Annotated in this window: 12 protein-coding genes; 2 read left to right on the top strand and 10 right to left on the bottom strand. The window is 46.6% G+C overall.

The genetic code is table 11. The features are described from left to right. Window position 1: 1 nt before the first annotated feature. The 8 genes from ACQ661_RS01595 to ACQ661_RS01560 are packed head-to-tail and all read right to left on the bottom strand — an operon-like array spanning window position 2 to window position 11,089. On the bottom strand, window positions 2–2,146 hold the full coding sequence (locus ACQ661_RS01595; RefSeq protein WP_431667410.1) for a putative bifunctional diguanylate cyclase/phosphodiesterase: 2,145 nt from the start codon (window positions 2,144–2,146) through the stop codon (window positions 2–4). A 60-nt stretch (window positions 2,147–2,206) separates the two neighbouring features. Then, window positions 2,207–4,150, bottom strand: a complete 1,944-nt coding sequence (locus tag ACQ661_RS01590) for an acetoacetate--CoA ligase (protein WP_431667409.1) — start codon at window positions 4,148–4,150, stop codon at window positions 2,207–2,209. After that, window positions 4,150–5,058 carry a hydroxymethylglutaryl-CoA lyase gene (locus tag ACQ661_RS01585; RefSeq protein WP_153826099.1) on the bottom strand — a complete coding sequence of 303 codons (909 nt, stop codon included), beginning with the start codon at window positions 5,056–5,058 and terminating at the stop codon, window positions 4,150–4,152. The genes ACQ661_RS01590 and ACQ661_RS01585 overlap by 1 nt, the downstream gene beginning before the upstream one ends. A gap of 33 nt (window positions 5,059–5,091) precedes the next feature. Further along, entirely contained in the window at window positions 5,092–7,056 is a 1,965-nt protein-coding gene (locus ACQ661_RS01580) for an acetyl/propionyl/methylcrotonyl-CoA carboxylase subunit alpha (RefSeq protein WP_431667408.1), read from the bottom strand. A 9-nt stretch (window positions 7,057–7,065) separates the two neighbouring features. Next, window positions 7,066–7,854, bottom strand: coding sequence for an enoyl-CoA hydratase-related protein (locus ACQ661_RS01575; protein ID WP_153826101.1), 789 nt, complete (start codon window positions 7,852–7,854; stop codon window positions 7,066–7,068). Between the two features lie 9 nt (window positions 7,855–7,863). Beyond that, window positions 7,864–9,471 carry a carboxyl transferase domain-containing protein gene (locus ACQ661_RS01570; RefSeq protein WP_110075263.1) on the bottom strand — a complete coding sequence of 536 codons (1,608 nt, stop codon included), beginning with the start codon at window positions 9,469–9,471 and terminating at the stop codon, window positions 7,864–7,866. 20 nt (window positions 9,472–9,491) lie between these two features. Next, window positions 9,492–10,661, bottom strand: a complete 1,170-nt coding sequence (locus ACQ661_RS01565) for an isovaleryl-CoA dehydrogenase (protein ID WP_110075262.1) — start codon at window positions 10,659–10,661, stop codon at window positions 9,492–9,494. After that, window positions 10,658–11,089 carry a MerR family transcriptional regulator gene (locus ACQ661_RS01560; protein WP_153826102.1) on the bottom strand — a complete coding sequence of 144 codons (432 nt, stop codon included), beginning with the start codon at window positions 11,087–11,089 and terminating at the stop codon, window positions 10,658–10,660. Before ACQ661_RS01560 ends, ACQ661_RS01565 begins: the two co-directional genes overlap by 4 nt. A gap of 131 nt (window positions 11,090–11,220) precedes the next feature. Between ACQ661_RS01560 and ACQ661_RS01555 the strand changes: the two genes are divergently transcribed. Further along, the gene (locus tag ACQ661_RS01555; RefSeq protein ID WP_153826103.1) at window positions 11,221–12,399 is read left to right on the top strand and encodes a thiolase family protein; all 1,179 of its coding nucleotides are present in this window, start codon (window positions 11,221–11,223) and stop codon (window positions 12,397–12,399) included. Window positions 12,400–12,412: 13 nt separating this feature from the next. Here the strand turns inward: ACQ661_RS01555 and ACQ661_RS01550 are convergent, their stop codons facing one another. Both ACQ661_RS01550 and ACQ661_RS01545 read right to left on the bottom strand, forming a co-directional pair. Next, window positions 12,413–13,273: an EamA family transporter gene (locus ACQ661_RS01550; RefSeq protein ID WP_431667407.1), complete on the bottom strand. Its 861-nt coding sequence runs from the start codon at window positions 13,271–13,273 to the stop codon at window positions 12,413–12,415. A gap of 2 nt (window positions 13,274–13,275) precedes the next feature. Beyond that, the gene (locus ACQ661_RS01545; protein ID WP_153826105.1) at window positions 13,276–14,193 is read right to left on the bottom strand and encodes an AraC family transcriptional regulator; all 918 of its coding nucleotides are present in this window, start codon (window positions 14,191–14,193) and stop codon (window positions 13,276–13,278) included. A 128-nt stretch (window positions 14,194–14,321) separates the two neighbouring features. Between ACQ661_RS01545 and ACQ661_RS01540 the strand changes: the two genes are divergently transcribed. After that, the gene (locus ACQ661_RS01540; RefSeq protein ID WP_153826106.1) at window positions 14,322–15,821 is read left to right on the top strand and encodes a CoA-acylating methylmalonate-semialdehyde dehydrogenase; all 1,500 of its coding nucleotides are present in this window, start codon (window positions 14,322–14,324) and stop codon (window positions 15,819–15,821) included. Window position 15,822: the final 1 nt, after the last annotated feature.

The following is a 15,822-nucleotide window of genomic DNA, read 5'->3' as shown; positions in this document are numbered from 1 at the left end:
CTCAACCACGCTGTTGTATCTGAGCATCTAAAATACTTTGAACTTGTTCGGCTGGAACTGGACGAGAAAGGAAATATCCTTGCGCCGATACACAATCACGCTGTAATAAGAAATCTACTTGCTGCTGATTCTCTACACCTACGGCGCTAATTTCAATCGCTTTGTGCCGGCTAAATTTAATCATAGTGTCAGTAATCAAGCTTTGTATTACATCGTAGGGCAGCTTCTCAATGAGGGGCTGCCCGATTTTTAGTTGATGGGGAACGCATTTTTCCATCGCAGCAATCGAAGCATAATTTAATCCAAGGCCATCAACGGTTAATCTAAATCCAAGTTTTTTAAGCGTTACTAATATCCCATCATCGAATTGTGCGTGAGAACAGTAAAGCTCTTCTCTAATCTCAATATAAACCAACTGAGCTGGTATATTAGTTCGTCTCAAGTTTTCCTTTAATAGCTCTGGTAATTCAGGTAGTGCTAACTGTTTGCCTGAGAGATTTATTCCAATTCTTAAGTCATGATAATCGCCATCACGCCATGATTTAAATTGATTAAATATTTTTCTGAGAATAGTTTCCGTTAATCGTACAATCAAACCTGTATCTTCGACGAGTGGCAGAAAATATTCGGGAAATGCCAGGTCACCATCATGTTGGCGCCAACGCAAGAGTCCCTCTAGCGACACAATTTGATTACTACGAAGGTCAAAGATGGGTTGATAGTGAACTTCCAATTTTTGTGACTCAATAGCTTCATGTAATTGTTCAAGTACGTATAACCGCTGACTTAATTCTGACTGCTGATCTTGGGTATAAATACATACGCCGCGATAACCAATTTGCTTAGCCTTATTTAGGGCAATATCAGCATGGCGTAATAGAGTTTCAGCATCGTAATTCGCATCATTGGCAAAGGCCATACCTATTGAAAATGAACTATAAATCTCATGGTTATTGATAAAAAACTGAGGTTCTATTTGTTGATTGACTAGGGTCGCAATTTCATGTGCCTTGTCATTACTATTCACATCGGCTTTAACTAACAAAAACTCATCACCACCTAACCGCGCCAAGTAACTTCCTGGCAGTGATAACCGTTCTAATCGATGAGCTACGCGTCGAAGTAATTCATCACCGATTTTGTGACCTAGGGCATTATTGATGTCTTTAAAATGATCGAGATTTAATTGCAATACTAGCGTATTGCCTAATTCTGCTTGTTGCTCGGCTAAGTGCTGTATTAAATAACGAATGAGTGCATTGCGATTCGGTAATTCAGTTAAAGCATCGTGTTCAGACAAGAACTCTAGCCTCGCCTGAAGCTCATTTTTGGTTTGCAGATGAAGCTGCAATTCAGCAAGCTGGTTATTTAGCCGCTTGATATTTAATTCGCGCTTATTAATGGCATAAGCTGCTAAAAAACCAAGCCCCAGCAGGAATAAAGCAGCTAACGGCAAGTAAATAGGTCGAACAATATGAAGTTGCTCAAAACGCTCATGGCTTGGCCATAGGGTAAATAAGAAACGCGAGTCAGCGATTCTTATCGTAAATTCTTTTCCCCATAGATTGCGTAGCTCATCGTTAGCAGCGAAAGAAAAAATCGGTTGATTGTTACGAATGACGCTAACTTGGTTACCTTCTTGAATATGGTGCCTGATGGTCTCACCAAATAACTCTTGTAAATCAACCAGTAGAACCATGAAATAGGTCGTGGAACCATCTTTAAAAGGGACAATTAGGGCAAAATGGTGAGCATCGTTAGCGAGGTTTTTTCCATCCACGAATAGGGGCTGTAATTGACTTTGCTGAATATGAAGTCGATCTTCAGGGCTAACCAATAACTCGGTCTGCTGAGCTAAATGAGCATTCACCGAGCCGTATGTTTGGATAATTTTCAGCTCATCATCTACTAAGATAACGGCTTCAACCGATTTATAAAAGTCGGCTAGAATATCATTAATGGCTTGGCCAGGATCATCAACCACTGAAATAGACGGTTGCTGAAGCAATTCACCGGTGATTTCCGCAGTGTACATGAGTCTGATGAGGCTAGCTCTGAGGTTGCTTTCAACACTCTGTGCATCGTCTTGAATACGTTGGTGAATGCGCGAATGATCATAACTCTCTAAGGTTAGCCATGCCAGCATGGTAACCCCGAGAGTGATAATTGCTACAATAAAGTAGGACCGCCAACCGCGCACTAACGCTTACTCCTGTAGTTCTGGTCGATTTACAAAGTATTGCAACGCGTCTGGGTTTGCGAGAGCGTCGGTATTTTTTACCGGTTCATTATGAATCACTTGGCGTACCGCAAGTTCAACAATTTTACCACTGATAGTTCTTGGTATATCAGCTACTTGAGCAATAACCGCAGGAACATGACGTGGCGTAGCATGCGTCCGAATAGTCTGTCGTATTTGCTGTTGTAAGGCATCGTTGAGCTGTAACCCATCACGTAGACGCACAAACAGCACCACGCGCTCATCATCTTGCCAGCGTTGTCCCACAGCAATACTCTCTAAGACGGCTTCGACTTTTTCAACTTGTCGATAAATTTCAGCAGTACCTATGCGAACGCCACCAGGATTAAGCACAGCATCGGAGCGACCATAAATAATCACCCCCTGGTGTTGGGTTATTTCGGCATAATCGCCATGTGCCCAGACTTGATTAAATCGTGCAAAATACGCATTAAAATAGCGCTCTCCTTGGTTGTCATTCCAAAAACCAAGGGGCATGCAGGGAAAGCTGTTAAGACAAACTAATTCACCTTTTTCGCCTGTTACTGGGTTACCTTGCTCGTTAAATACTTGCACATCAAGAGCTAAGCCACGACATTGCAGTTCACCACGATAGACGGGAAGAATAGGGTTGCCTAGTGCAAAACATGAAACGATATCAGTACCACCTGAAATGGACGACAAACAAAGATCAGCTTTGATATCTCGATAAACATAATCAAAGTTCTCCGGCGCCAACACCGAGCCGGTCGTTAAAATGGTTCGCAATTGAGTTAACGAATGCTGTTGTTTGGGCAGGTAACCGGCTTTTTCTAGAGCTGATAGATATTTCGCACTAGTCCCAAATACGGTGATGCCTTCCTCATCGGCCACTTGCCACAAATATGCAGGGCTAGGGGCAAAAGGAGAACCATCAAAAAGCACCAAGGTAGCGCCTTGAGCAAGACCAGAAACCAACCAGTTCCACATCATCCAGCCGCACGTGGTGAAGTAGAAGAAGACGTCATCGCGACGGATATCAGTATGGAGAGCATGCTCTTTTAGATGCTGTAAAAGTGTTCCACCAACACCATGCACGATACATTTAGGGACCCCCGTTGTGCCTGAGCTGAACATAATATAAAGCGGTGCATTGAACGGCATAGGTTCAAAGTGAAGGGTGCTGGCATCTTCTATCAGGTAATCATCCCAAGCGTCACAACCAGGAGCTAAGGTCTGGTTTAGTTCGGCAAAGGGGACAACAAGGGTGCGTTGTAAACTGGGCAATTGTTCTCTTATAGCGGCCACTTTTTCATGAATATCGATGGTTTTGCCGTTATAAAAGTAGCCATCAATGGTAATCAGCAGTTTAGGCGTGATCTGACCAAATCTATCCACGACACCTTGCACACCAAAATCAGGAGAGCATGATGACCACACAGCTCCGATACTGGTGGTTGCTAGCATCGCTATAACTGTTTCAATACAGTTAGGCATCATACCAGCAACGCGGTCGCCGGCAACGATACCGTCTTTACGCATAGCTGCTGCTAGCGCAGCGACCCTGTGATATAACTGTGCGTAGCTAAGTTGCTGCCGACTACCATTTTCGCCGCGAAAAGTGAGTGCAATGCGGTCGTCACGATAGCGTAAGAGGTTTTCTGCAAAATTAAGCGTGGCTTGAGGAAACCAAGAAGCGCCGGGGAGTTTATCGGCGTCTTTAACTATTATTTCGCCTGGCTCACCAATAACGTCACAATAATCCCATAGGCTGCGCCAAAAGGTGGGGCTATGAGCTACTGACCAAGCATGTAAATCATGATAGCTAGCCAGTTGGAGTTGTTGTTGGCGATTGATGGTGCGCATAAAATCAGTCATACGCGCCTGCTCAATTTGCTCGGCAGAAGGCTGCCACATAACTGAGTTCGACATTACTTGGTTTCCTGTTTTGCTAATTCAGCGAGTGCGACCTGTGAACGTGGACCATGATTTAAATGCTGACAAATAGCGGCGCCGGCTTCGACTAATTGATTAAGATTGATACCGGTATTAATACCCATACCTTCAAGCATATAAACTAAGTCTTCGGTAGCTAAGTTACCGCTAGCGCCTTTGGCATAAGGACAGCCACCTAAACCTGCCACGGCACTATCAAAGGTGCTTATTCCCATCGGTAGACAACTAGCGATGTTGGCCAGTGCTTGCCCGTAAGTATTATGAAAATGCAACGCTAAGTGCTGCATCGGCACTCGTTCAGCAACGGCTGCTAGCATCTGTTGGGCGTGCAATGGTGTCCCTACGCCAATAGTATCGCCAAGGGATATTTCGTAACAGCCAAGCTGCCAGAGTTGTTCGGCTACGGCGGCTACTTGCGAGATCTCAACGTGGCCTTGATAAGGACATCCGAGAACACAACTGACATAGCCACGAACACGGATGTTAGCTTGCCGAGCAGCTGCAATAACAGGTGCAAAACGCGCAAGGCTCTCTGCAATACTGCAATTAATATTTTTTTGACTAAAAGCTTCAGATGCCGCAGCGAAAACTGCGACTTCATCTACTCCGGCTGCAATTGCTGCTTCAAAGCCCTGTAAATTAGGTGTTAATGCTGCATAAGTGGTTGTTGGCGAGCGCTCGATGTTGGCAAAAACAGCGGCGCTGTCAGCCATCTGAGGAACCCATTTAGGGCTAACAAAGGCGCCTGTTTCAACGTAAGTTAAACCACTTTTTGCTAATGCATTCACCAGTGCGACCTTTGCCTCAAGGGGTACAGCAACTTCGTTCTGCAAGCCATCTCTGGGGCCTACTTCAACTATTTTAACTTGCGTAGGTATTGTCATTTCTGTCTCCGCACCGTGAATCATAAATAGCTATTACTCTGAATCTGCTAAGCTCAACAGTTCAGCTCCATCGCTTACTAAATCACCCGCTTGATAGAAAACTTGTTCAACTACCCCAGCCTGAGGTGCGCGAATGGTATACTCCATTTTCATCGCTTCCATGATAATGAGCGCTTGTTCTGCTTCAACAGAGTCACCCGGCGCAACCATAACTTGCACCACAGTGCCGTTCATGGGTGCGGTTAGATTGCCAGCAGCAACCTCCTGTTGCAGGGTGTCGGCAATCAAATGCCGAGTAAATGGCAAGCAGGCACGTTCTGTCATCACTAGGATATCTTGGTTTGAGCGCATGATATGAGCGCTGAAACGGCGTCCATTTTGAGTGAAGTAATACTTATCCGCAATTTTTTCCACCAACCAATGATCGCTATCGTCAGTCGCTTGCCAGCCGGTGGCTGTTGCGGTCAGCTCAATATGGAGCAGGTCGTCAGCATAGCGCAATGCTAATGCGAACTGGCTAGGTTGATTCAGCCTAAATGACTGCTGCGATGTCCATGGGTTGGCTGGCGCTGAGGCTGTTTTTAAATCTACCATTTCCGCTAAAGTAGCCATGATTGCATATGGCTTAATAAGAGCATCATTATTTGGAAATAATTCAGTATGGTACTTCTCAATGAAGCGAGTTGTTAAATCAGCCTGAGCAAACTTCTGATGGCCAGCAATTTTACGTAAAAAATCGATATTAGTGCGAACCCCAGCAATTTGATAATCGTTTAGGGCTTGAATTAAGCGTCCTAATGCGATGGCTCGATCTTCACCCCAAACCACAAGTTTAGCAATCATAGGGTCATAGTAAGAACTTACCTCATCACCCTCGACCACACCGCTATCGATACGTACGTATGCATTGGTGCTTGGTGGCTTTAAAACATGCAAGGTACCGGTGCTTGGCAAAAATTCATGGTCGGGGTCTTCGGCATAAATCCGGGCCTCAAAAGAGTGGCCAGTGATCTGGATTTGGTCTTGCGAGAGTGGGAGCGGAGCTCCGCCTGCTACCAGTAGCTGCCAAGCGACAAGGTCTTGGCCTGTCACCATTTCTGTTACCGGGTGCTCTACTTGTAACCGAGTATTCATCTCCATGAAATAGAATTTATTATCGGTATCTAGTAAAAACTCGACCGTACCAGCACCAACATAATCGATTGCCTGCGCAGCTCGAACGGCAGCTTCGCCCATTGCGATTCTGGTACTACTGCTGATAGATGGGGCAGGGGCTTCTTCGATGACTTTTTGATGACGGCGTTGTACTGAGCAATCACGTTCGGCTAGGTACACGGCATTACCATGCTCATCGCAGAACACCTGAATTTCCACATGTCGAGGATTACCGATAAATTTTTCAATCAACATCTTGTCGTTGCCAAACGCAGCTTGTGCTTCGCGTTTCGCAGAGCTTAATGCTTCGGCAAACTGATTGGCGCTGTCAACCACGCGCATCCCTTTACCACCGCCACCATACGCGGCTTTTAATAGTACCGGGAAGCCGATTTTTTGTGCTTCTTCTTGTAATAGCTCAAGGCCTTGTTCACTACCATGATAGCCTGGCACCAAGGGAACACCAGCTTCACTCATGATAGCTTTAGCGGCGCTTTTTGAGCCCATAGCTGCAATAGCACTAGTAGGGGGGCCGACAAAAATGAGTTGGTTGCTGGCGCACGCATCAGCAAAATCTTCATTTTCTGAGAGAAAACCATAGCCTGGGTGAATAGCATCAGCGCCGCTTAGCTTAGCCGCCGCAATGATTTTATCGATGACTAAGTAGCTTTCGGCACTGGGCGCAGGACCGAGATAAATGCTTTCATCAGCCATGTGTACGTGTTGGGCATGACGATCTGCATCAGAATAAACGGCAACGGTTCGGATACCCATACTGCGCGCTGTGCGGATAATACGGCAAGCGATTTCACCGCGGTTAGCAATTAGCAATTTGCGTAACATTGCAGATCCTTATTTATTTGTGGTTTTCCAATCAGGAGAACGCTTTTCTAAGAAAGCAGAAAGCCCTTCTTGACCTTCAGCAGAAACACGAATAGCAGCGATGGCCTCAATAGTTGTGGTGCGCGTATTCTCGTTCAGTGGCTGTTGATCTAATGTCAGTATTAGTTTTTTAGCTGCAGCTACGGCATGCGGACCATTACCTAGTAGTTGTTCAATGACAGGAGTAACTGCTTCCTCAAGATCATCAACCAGGCTATGTACTAGGCCCATTTGTTGCGCAACGTCAGCACTAAAACGTTCTGCGGTGAGCATAAAACGGCGTGCCTGACGAGTCCCGATAGCACGCATCACATAAGGGCTTATCACCGCTGGAATGAGCCCGATTTTTACTTCGCTCAAACAAAAACTTGCAGTGGGAGTGGCCAGACAGATGTCGCAGCAAGCGGCTAAACCTACAGCGCCACCAAAAGCAGCACCTTGAACTAGCGCAACCGTTGGCTGCGGAAGTTCATCTAACTCTTGCATAAGACGGGCTAACTCACTCGCATCTTTGATGTTTTCTGCGTAGTTCTTAGTTGCCATAGAGCGCATCCAGGTAAGATCGGCTCCAGCAGAAAAGTTTTTGCCTTGCGCTTGCAATACCAGCATTCTCACGTTGTTATTGCTACGTACCTGAGCTAATGCGTGTAGTAGCTCGGCTATCATGTTGTCATCAAAGGCATTGTGAACTGCGCCTCGGTTCAACGTGAGCCATGCTACCTGGTTTTTTTCTTCTAAAATGATGGATTGATAATTCATAGCAAGCTCCTACATGCGGAACACGCCGAACTTGGTGTCGGCAATAGGGGCGTTATTCGCTGCGGCCAAACTTAGTGCCAAAACGGTACGAGTTTGGGCAGGATCAATAATTCCGTCATCCCACAATCGTGCGGAAGCGTAATAAGGATGCCCTTGCTTTTCATAGGTTTCGATAATTGGCTGTTTTAATTCTTGTTCTTGTGCAGCCGTCATCGTTTGCCCAGAGCGAGCTAGGTTATCTTTGGTGACCTGAGCCATCACACCAGCGGCTTGTTCACCACCCATGACCGAAATTCGTGCATTTGGCCACATAAACATCAAGGTGGGGTCGTATGCTCGTCCACACATACCATAATTACCAGCACCGTAGCTCCCGCCAATTAAAATGGTGAATTTAGGAACTTGAGCGCAACTAACCGCTGTCACCATTTTCGCACCATGCTTAGCTATGCCTTCGGCTTCGTATTTTTTACCGACCATAAACCCAGTGATGTTTTGTAAGAAAACTAAGGGGATTTTACGCTGGGCACAGAGCTCGATAAAATGCGCGCCTTTTTGCGCTGATTCAGAAAACAGGATCCCGTTATTAGCAACGATCCCAACGGGGTAGCCGTGAATAGTGGCAAATCCAGTAACCAAGGTAGCACCGTAGTTTTGTTTGAACTCATCAAAATCAGAGCCATCGACAATACGCGCAATCACTTCTCGAACATCGTAGGGCTTACGTAAATCGGTGCCGACAATACCGTAAATTTCATCAGCTGAGTAACGCGGCTCAACAAAATCATGCTGTGGCAGAGGCGCAGCCGGCTGGTAATTGAGCCGTGCAATGGAACGTCGAGCGAGTGCTAACGCATGTTCATCGTTTTGTGCAAAATGGTCGGCAACCCCGGAGATACGAGTGTGCACATCAGCGCCACCGAGCTCTTCGGCGCTTACTTCTTCGCCTGTCGCCGCTTTAACCAACGGCGGACCAGCTAAGAAAATGGTACCTTGTTCTTTCACGATAATACTTTCGTCAGCCATTGCTGGCACATAAGCACCACCGGCGGTGCATAGCCCCATCACAACCGCTACTTGAGGAATTCCTTTGGCTGACATATTGGCTTGATTAAAGAAAATACGGCCAAAGTGGTCACGATCAGGAAATACTTCATCTTGCCGTGGTAAATTAGCACCACCTGAATCGACGAGATAGATACAGGGGAGGCGACAACGCTCTGCAATTTCTTGGGCGCGTAAGTGTTTTTTCACGGTCAAAGGATAATAAGTACCACCTTTAACCGTGGCGTCATTGGCTACAATCATACATTGCACGCCAGCTACGCGTCCTATTCCAGCGACCACGCCAGCAGCAGGAACATAATCTTCATAGCAATCCCAAGCAGCAAATTGGCCAATCTCTAGAAAGGGTGAGCCGCTATCCAAGAGTTTATCAATACGCTGGCGCGGAAGGAGCTTTCCGCGTGCCAGATGGCGCTCTTGATATTTTGCGCCGCCACCTTGTTTGATCTGTTCAGCTTTCTCGTACAAGTCGTTAACCACGTCTTGCATCGCCCGCTGATTAGCGATAAACGTGGCATCTTTGGTATTTACACTGCTGCTTAATACAGTCACAACGGCAACTCCTGAGTAGGTTAAGCTGATTCGCTGAACAGTTCACGACCGATCAGCATGCGGCGAATTTCTGAGGTACCAGCGCCAATTTCGTAAAGCTTAGCATCTCTCAACAAACGTCCAGTTGGATACTCATTAATGTAGCCATTGCCACCTAATAGCTGAATCGCATCCAGTGCTAATTGGGTGGCTAACTCAGCTGAATATAAAATGGCGCCCGCAGCATCTTTACGAGTGGTTTCACCGCGATCGCAAGCTTGGGCGACGGCATAGACGTAAGCTCGCGCAGCGTTGGTACGTGTGTACATATCGGCTACTTTGCCTTGTACTAGCTGAAACTCACCAATGGCTTTGCCAAATTGTTTACGATCGTGGGTATAAGGTACCACAACATCTAAGCAGGCCTGCATAATACCCAAGGGACCAGCGGCAAGAACAGCGCGCTCGTAATCGAGACCACTCATTAAAACTTCGACACCGCCATCTAGTTCGCCCAAAATATTACTAGCTGGTACTTTGCAATCAGTAAATACAAGTTCACAGGTGTTTGAGCCACGCATTCCTAATTTATCTAGCTTTTGCGCCGTGCTAAATCCGGGGAAATCTTTTTCAATGATAAATGCGGTGATGCCTCGTGAGTTTTTCTCAGGCGAGGTTTTTGCATAAACGACTAGAACATCAGCATCGGGACCGTTGGTGATCCACATTTTGTTGCCGTTAAGGATATAGTCATCGCCCTGACGCTCTGCTTTTAATTTCATACTAACAACATCTGAACCCGCATTAGGTTCACTCATAGCAAGAGCACCGACGTGTTCGCCACTACAAAGTTTGGGCAAATATTTTTGTTTTTGCTCGGTGGTGCCATTACGGTAAATCTGATTGACGCATAAGTTAGAGTGAGCACCGTAACTCAAGCCAACCGAGGCGGACGCCCGGCTGATTTCTTCCATGGCAATCACGTGCTCTAGATAACCCAAACCCGAACCACCGTATTCTTCTGCAACAGTCATACCAAGCAGGCCTAAATCACCGAACTTACGCCACAAGTCAGCAGGGAACTCATTACTTTCGTCGATGGCAGCAGCACGTGGAGCGATTTCATCGCGGGCAAAGGCATTAACGCTCTCACGAATCATATCGGCGGTTTCGCCAAGGCCAAAATTAAATACAGTATACTGACTAATCATAAGGTCTCCTGATTACTACTTGGGTTCTGGTTAGCGGCTGCCTGTGCGTTAATTTCAGCTAATTCATCACGACAGCGTTCTTCTAAATTACTTAATTCAACAAGCAATACTTTGATGTCCTCGAGTTGCTGTTTGAGCGACATTTTCTTATCGTCAATCAGCTCTAACACCGTATGCAACTGACGAGAACTACTATTTTCCATGTCATAGAGATCAAACAAGCGCTTAGTTTCCGCTAAGGAAAAACCGAGTCGCTTACCGCGCAAAATCAGTTTTAGGCGTACGCGATCTTTATTGCCGTAGAGGCGTGTTTGGCCTTGTCGCTCCGGTGCTATAAGACCTTGATCTTCATAAAAGCGAATGCTGCGCGTGGTAATATCAAATTCGCGCGCTAATTCACCAATGGTATAGGTTTGTGATGGCTTCATTTGTGCTTGCTTGTGTCCAGTGAGAGCGGTAAGCTTAAAACAAGTTAACGTTAACGTAAAGGTAAGAAACTACGAAAACTTCCGGTAGCAATAAAGTTACTGACGAGTTGGAGGGTTGATAAGGAGAAAATATGTCTGATGCAGTTGTGATTGTTGCCGCCAAACGTACTCCAATGGGTGGTTTTCAAGGTAGTTTAGCTGACGTAAGTGCCCCACAACTTGGCGCTACAGCCATTCGAGCAGCCGTAGCTGCAAGTGGGTTAACCGCGGCCTCCATCGATGAAGTTATTATGGGGAATGTACTCCCGGCCGGTTTGGGACAGGCTCCAGCGCGACAAGCGACGCTCTTTGCAGAACTCCCTCGCAGTGCTGGCGCAACCACCATCAATAAGGTGTGTGGTTCAGGTTTGAAAGCAGTCATGTTAGGGCATGATATTATCCGCGCAGGCTCAGCGAAAACTGTTGTAGCCGGTGGCATGGAAAGTATGAGTAATGCGCCATACCTATTGAAAAAGGCTCGCACAGGCATGCGTATGGGACACGATGCTGTCTATGATCATATGATGTTAGATGGCTTAGAAGATGCATACGAAGGTAAAGCGATGGGGTGTTATGCGCAGGCCACTGCAGATGACTATGGTCTGGGCCGAGAGGCGATGGATGCGTTCGCTATTTCGTCATTAACCCGAGCCCAAGAAGCCATCAAAAGCGGTCGTTTTGATGATGAAATTACCCCCGTAACTTATTCAACCCGTAAAGGCGATGTAACCGTTAGTATTGACGAGCAGCCTGGTAAAGCGATGCCAGAAAAAATTCCGGGGTTGCGTCCAGCTTTTGCAGCACAAGGAACTATTACTGCAGCTAACTCGAGCTCTATCTCTGACGGTGCTGCAGCATTGGTATTAATGTCAGAAAGTGATGCAAAGCAGCAGGGCTTAACCCCACTTGCCAGAATTGTTGGGCATGCCACTCATTCGCAAGCGCCTGCAGAATTTACTGTTGCGCCAATTGGAGCCATGAATAGCCTGTTAGCTAAGCTTAACTGGCAGGTTGAAGACGTTGACTTGTGGGAGATTAACGAAGCTTTTGCGATGGTGACCATGTTAGCCATCCAGCAAATGCAGTTAGACCCTGCCAAGGTTAACGTGAATGGCGGCGCCTGTGCGCTTGGGCATCCGATTGGTGCCAGTGGCGCACGCTTACTGGTTACCTTGATCCATGCCTTGAAACAGCGCCAGTTGTCAAAAGGGATAACGTCACTCTGTATTGGTGGCGGAGAAGCTGTCGCAGTGGCGGTTGAAGTATTCTAACCGCCACCATGGATTAGTTGGATGGGTTTGGCCTTGGCGACGAGGCCAACCAGACTGCGAGTGCTAATACCGCAGCTCCGATGATGAGTCGTGGCCAAACCACAGCTTGCTGCCAGAATAGATAATTAATCAGCAGCCCAGCGGGTATCAGCATATTGTTCATGGTCGCAAGCTGCGCCACATTCACTCGTTTGGCAGCGATGTTCCAGGCCCAATAACCGAGGCCTGAAGCAACTAAACCAAGCCAGGCTAGGATAAACCATTGTAGCGGTTGTTGCGGTATTAGCTGAAAGTTAGCAAAGCTAAGCATCGCAAGGCCGGTAACTAAGGTTGCACCGAAGAAAAATAGAGCAAACAGGTGCAACTGATTACGCTCATCGCCAAGTTCTAAACGCTTGTAGAAAACTTGGCCAGCGGCAAAGCAAAGGTTAGCGGCTTGGATAAGTAAAAAGCCATACCAAAAAGAATCACTTAAGTCGTCGAAACGAATAATGGCAGCGCCAACTACTGCTATTGCGGTAGCAAGCCACCAACGCAGCGGTAACCGACGTCGTTGGTAGAGAAGCTCATCCAGTAAGGTAATATAGAGCGGCGTAAATATAGTAAACAGCAGTACTTCAGGCACGCTTAAGTACAGAAAGGCATGATACAGAAAGAGGTACATCACGCCTATTTGCAAGGCCCCGATAGCCGCTAGTTGACATTGCTTAGCTAGATTAATGCGGCGGGGGCGCCATAGTGGAATAAATAATAAAAAGGCTAAGACCATGCGGATAAATACCGCAATATAACCATCAACTTGGCCAGCAAGGAATTCACCAATGAGTGAGAAACTTGCAGCCCATAATAGGGTGACAGCCCAAAGAATCCACATAGTTAACGACCTTGTTGTGGGTTGAGTAAGTTGGTTTGAGAATGAGTCATGTGACTACTCTCGCGATAGTATTGGGGAGAAATCCCCATGGTTTTTTTGAATAGTCGTGAAAAATAATAGGGATCATCAAATCCTAACTGTTGACCAATTTGGCGAATAGAATAGGTGGTAGTATCCAGTAATTGGCAGGCTAATTTTACTTTTATTTGGTTGAAAAATCGCATCGGGCTGCTGCCAGTAATTTGTTTGAACTTTTTACTAAAATGATAGCGCGATAAGCCCGCAAACTCGGCAAATTCATCCAAACTGATATCCCGATGCGAGTTATCGTACATGAATCGCTCAAGGGCGCGTAGATCAAAGCCCGCGGGTATCTGCATGGCAGACGTGAGTCGCGGTAACTCGGCGATAATACGTTGTAATAAGCTTGCGGCAACGATAGCCGCAGAGAATTGATAGCGTTGTGTTTGTAAATTGAGCAAATCAGTAACGACAGGAATAAGCTGGCGCCAGCGACTCAAAGTTAGTACCGGTGATTGGGCTGAAAGCGATAGAAAATCAGAGCATTGGACGGCCGCAGAACCGCGAAAATGAGCCCAGTAAATGCTCCATGGTTGCTCATGGTCTGCAGCATAAGCATGCGCTTGCCCCGCTGGTAATAGCAGTAATTGGCCGGCTTCTAAGCTACCAGTGGCATTATGAGTACGGAACCAACCGCGACCGCGATGACAAAATATCAGCAGGTGATCGGTATGCTGCTGGCGTTCAACTTGATGCCCCAAGGCGTCAACGTAATGGCCATAAGCAACGGGATACAAATGTTTCGTCAGTGGATGTTGATCAAGTTGACGAGTCAGTTGCAAGGGTAACACTACCCGCGAACTTCCCGCTGGGAGTGGCCAGGTTGAAGGTTGGCTCATGATAAACTCCATAAATGACAATTTTGTCCATTATTGTGGCAAGATAGTCGATGTTAAAGCAACAAAAAAACCGCCAGAATGGAGTCATTAACCCCATTCCGCAGATTGCGAACAACGAGGTATGAACCATGTCGAAGAAAGTTCCTTTATATATTGATGGTGAATTTGTGCAATCACAAAGTAGCCAGTGGATTGATGTCACTAACCCAGCCACGCAGGAAGTGATTGCTCAAGCACCTTGCGCAACCCAAACCGAGATGGCTCAAGCTGTGGCTAGTGCCCAACAAGCTTTTCTAACGTGGAAAGAAGTTGCCGTGTCTGAGCGGGCCCGGGTGATGATGCGCTATCAGGCGTTACTGAAAGAACATCATGATGAAATTGCAGAGATTTTAGCAAGTGAAACAGGTAAAACCTTTGAAGATGCTAAAGGCGATGTGTGGCGAGGCATCGAAGTGGTTGAGCATGCAGCTAATATTCCATCGTTGCTGATGGGAGAGACCGTAGAAAATGTCGCACGCGGTATTGATACCTATAGCTTTACCCAACCTTTAGGGGTGTGTGCAGGTATCACGCCGTTTAACTTCCCAGCAATGATTCCGTTATGGATGTTTCCGTTAGCTATCGCTTGTGGAAACACGTTTATTTTGAAGCCATCTGAGCAAGATCCGTTAACCCCAACCCGACTCGTTGAATTGTTTGAGCAAGCTGGCGCTCCAAAAGGCGTATTGCAAGTTATCCATGGTGGTAAGGAGCAAGTAGATTTCTTACTTGATGAGCCGGCGGTGAAAGCTATTTCATTTGTAGGGTCGGTTGCTGTAGGACAGTATATCTATCGCCGTGGTACTGAAAACATGAAGCGCGTGCAGGCCTTTGCCGGTGCCAAAAATCACTGCGTTATCATGCCTGATGCTAATAAATCACAAGTGATTAGTAACCTTGTAGGAGCCTCAGTGGGCGCAGCCGGACAACGTTGTATGGCTATCTCGGTGGCTGTATTTGTAGGTTCTGCGCGTGAGTGGATACCTGAAATTGCGGCTGAGTTAGCTAAAGTGAAACCCGGCGGTTGGGATGATCCAGATGCCGCTTATGGTCCGTTAATTAGCCCACAAGCGAAGCAGCGAGTAGAAAATTTCATTACCCAAGGGGTGAATGAAGGCGCCGAATTGTTGGTTGATGGACGTAACTGTGACGTTGCTGGCTATCCACATGGTAACTGGGTAGGGCCAACGATGTTTGGCAAAGTCACCACGGATATGGAAATCTATAAGAACGAAATTTTTGGTCCGGTCTTATGTGCAACGGAAGTAGACAGCTTGGATGAAGCTTTAGCTATGGTCAATGCTAACCCATACGGTAATGGAACGTCAATCTTTACCGCCAGTGGTGCCGCAGCGCGTAAATATCAACACAATGTTGAAGTAGGGCAAGTAGGTATTAATATTCCAATTCCAGTGCCATTACCCTTCTTCTCGTTTACTGGTTGGAAAGGCTCGTTCTTCGGTGATTTGCACGCTTATGGTAAACAGGGTGTGCGCTTCTATAGCGAAACTAAAACCATTACGGCGCGGTGGTTTGAGAGCGATATCGCCGACGTGAATGGCCCCAATATGACGATCAACTTGAAGTAAC

It is taken from the genome of Pseudidiomarina sp. WS423, assembly GCF_050750165.1.
Lineage (GTDB): Bacteria > Pseudomonadota > Gammaproteobacteria > Enterobacterales > Alteromonadaceae > Pseudidiomarina > Pseudidiomarina fusca.
The sequence above is the reverse complement of the archived record's forward strand: the minus strand, read 5'-3'. Positions and strand labels throughout refer to the sequence as shown.

Excerpts from the sequence above, each read along its gene's own strand:
- ACQ661_RS01560 (WP_153826102.1), bottom strand. The coding sequence starts at position 11,089 with ATGAAGCCATCACAAACCTATACCATTGGTGAATTAGCGCGCGAATTT.
- ACQ661_RS01550 (WP_431667407.1), bottom strand. The coding sequence starts at position 13,273 with ATGTGGATTCTTTGGGCTGTCACCCTATTATGGGCTGCAAGTTTCTCA.
- ACQ661_RS01545 (WP_153826105.1), bottom strand. The coding sequence starts at position 14,193 with ATGAGCCAACCTTCAACCTGGCCACTCCCAGCGGGAAGTTCGCGGGTA.
- ACQ661_RS01590 (WP_431667409.1), bottom strand. The coding sequence starts at position 4,150 with ATGTCGAACTCAGTTATGTGGCAGCCTTCTGCCGAGCAAATTGAGCAG.
- ACQ661_RS01565 (WP_110075262.1), bottom strand. The coding sequence starts at position 10,661 with ATGATTAGTCAGTATACTGTATTTAATTTTGGCCTTGGCGAAACCGCC.
- ACQ661_RS01585 (WP_153826099.1), bottom strand. The coding sequence starts at position 5,058 with ATGACAATACCTACGCAAGTTAAAATAGTTGAAGTAGGCCCCAGAGAT.
- ACQ661_RS01575 (WP_153826101.1), bottom strand. The coding sequence starts at position 7,854 with ATGAATTATCAATCCATCATTTTAGAAGAAAAAAACCAGGTAGCATGG.
- ACQ661_RS01580 (WP_431667408.1), bottom strand. The coding sequence starts at position 7,056 with ATGTTACGCAAATTGCTAATTGCTAACCGCGGTGAAATCGCTTGCCGT.
- ACQ661_RS01540 (WP_153826106.1), top strand. The coding sequence starts at position 14,322 with ATGTCGAAGAAAGTTCCTTTATATATTGATGGTGAATTTGTGCAATCA.
- ACQ661_RS01555 (WP_153826103.1), top strand. The coding sequence starts at position 11,221 with ATGTCTGATGCAGTTGTGATTGTTGCCGCCAAACGTACTCCAATGGGT.
- ACQ661_RS01595 (WP_431667410.1), bottom strand. The coding sequence starts at position 2,146 with ATGCTGGCATGGCTAACCTTAGAGAGTTATGATCATTCGCGCATTCAC.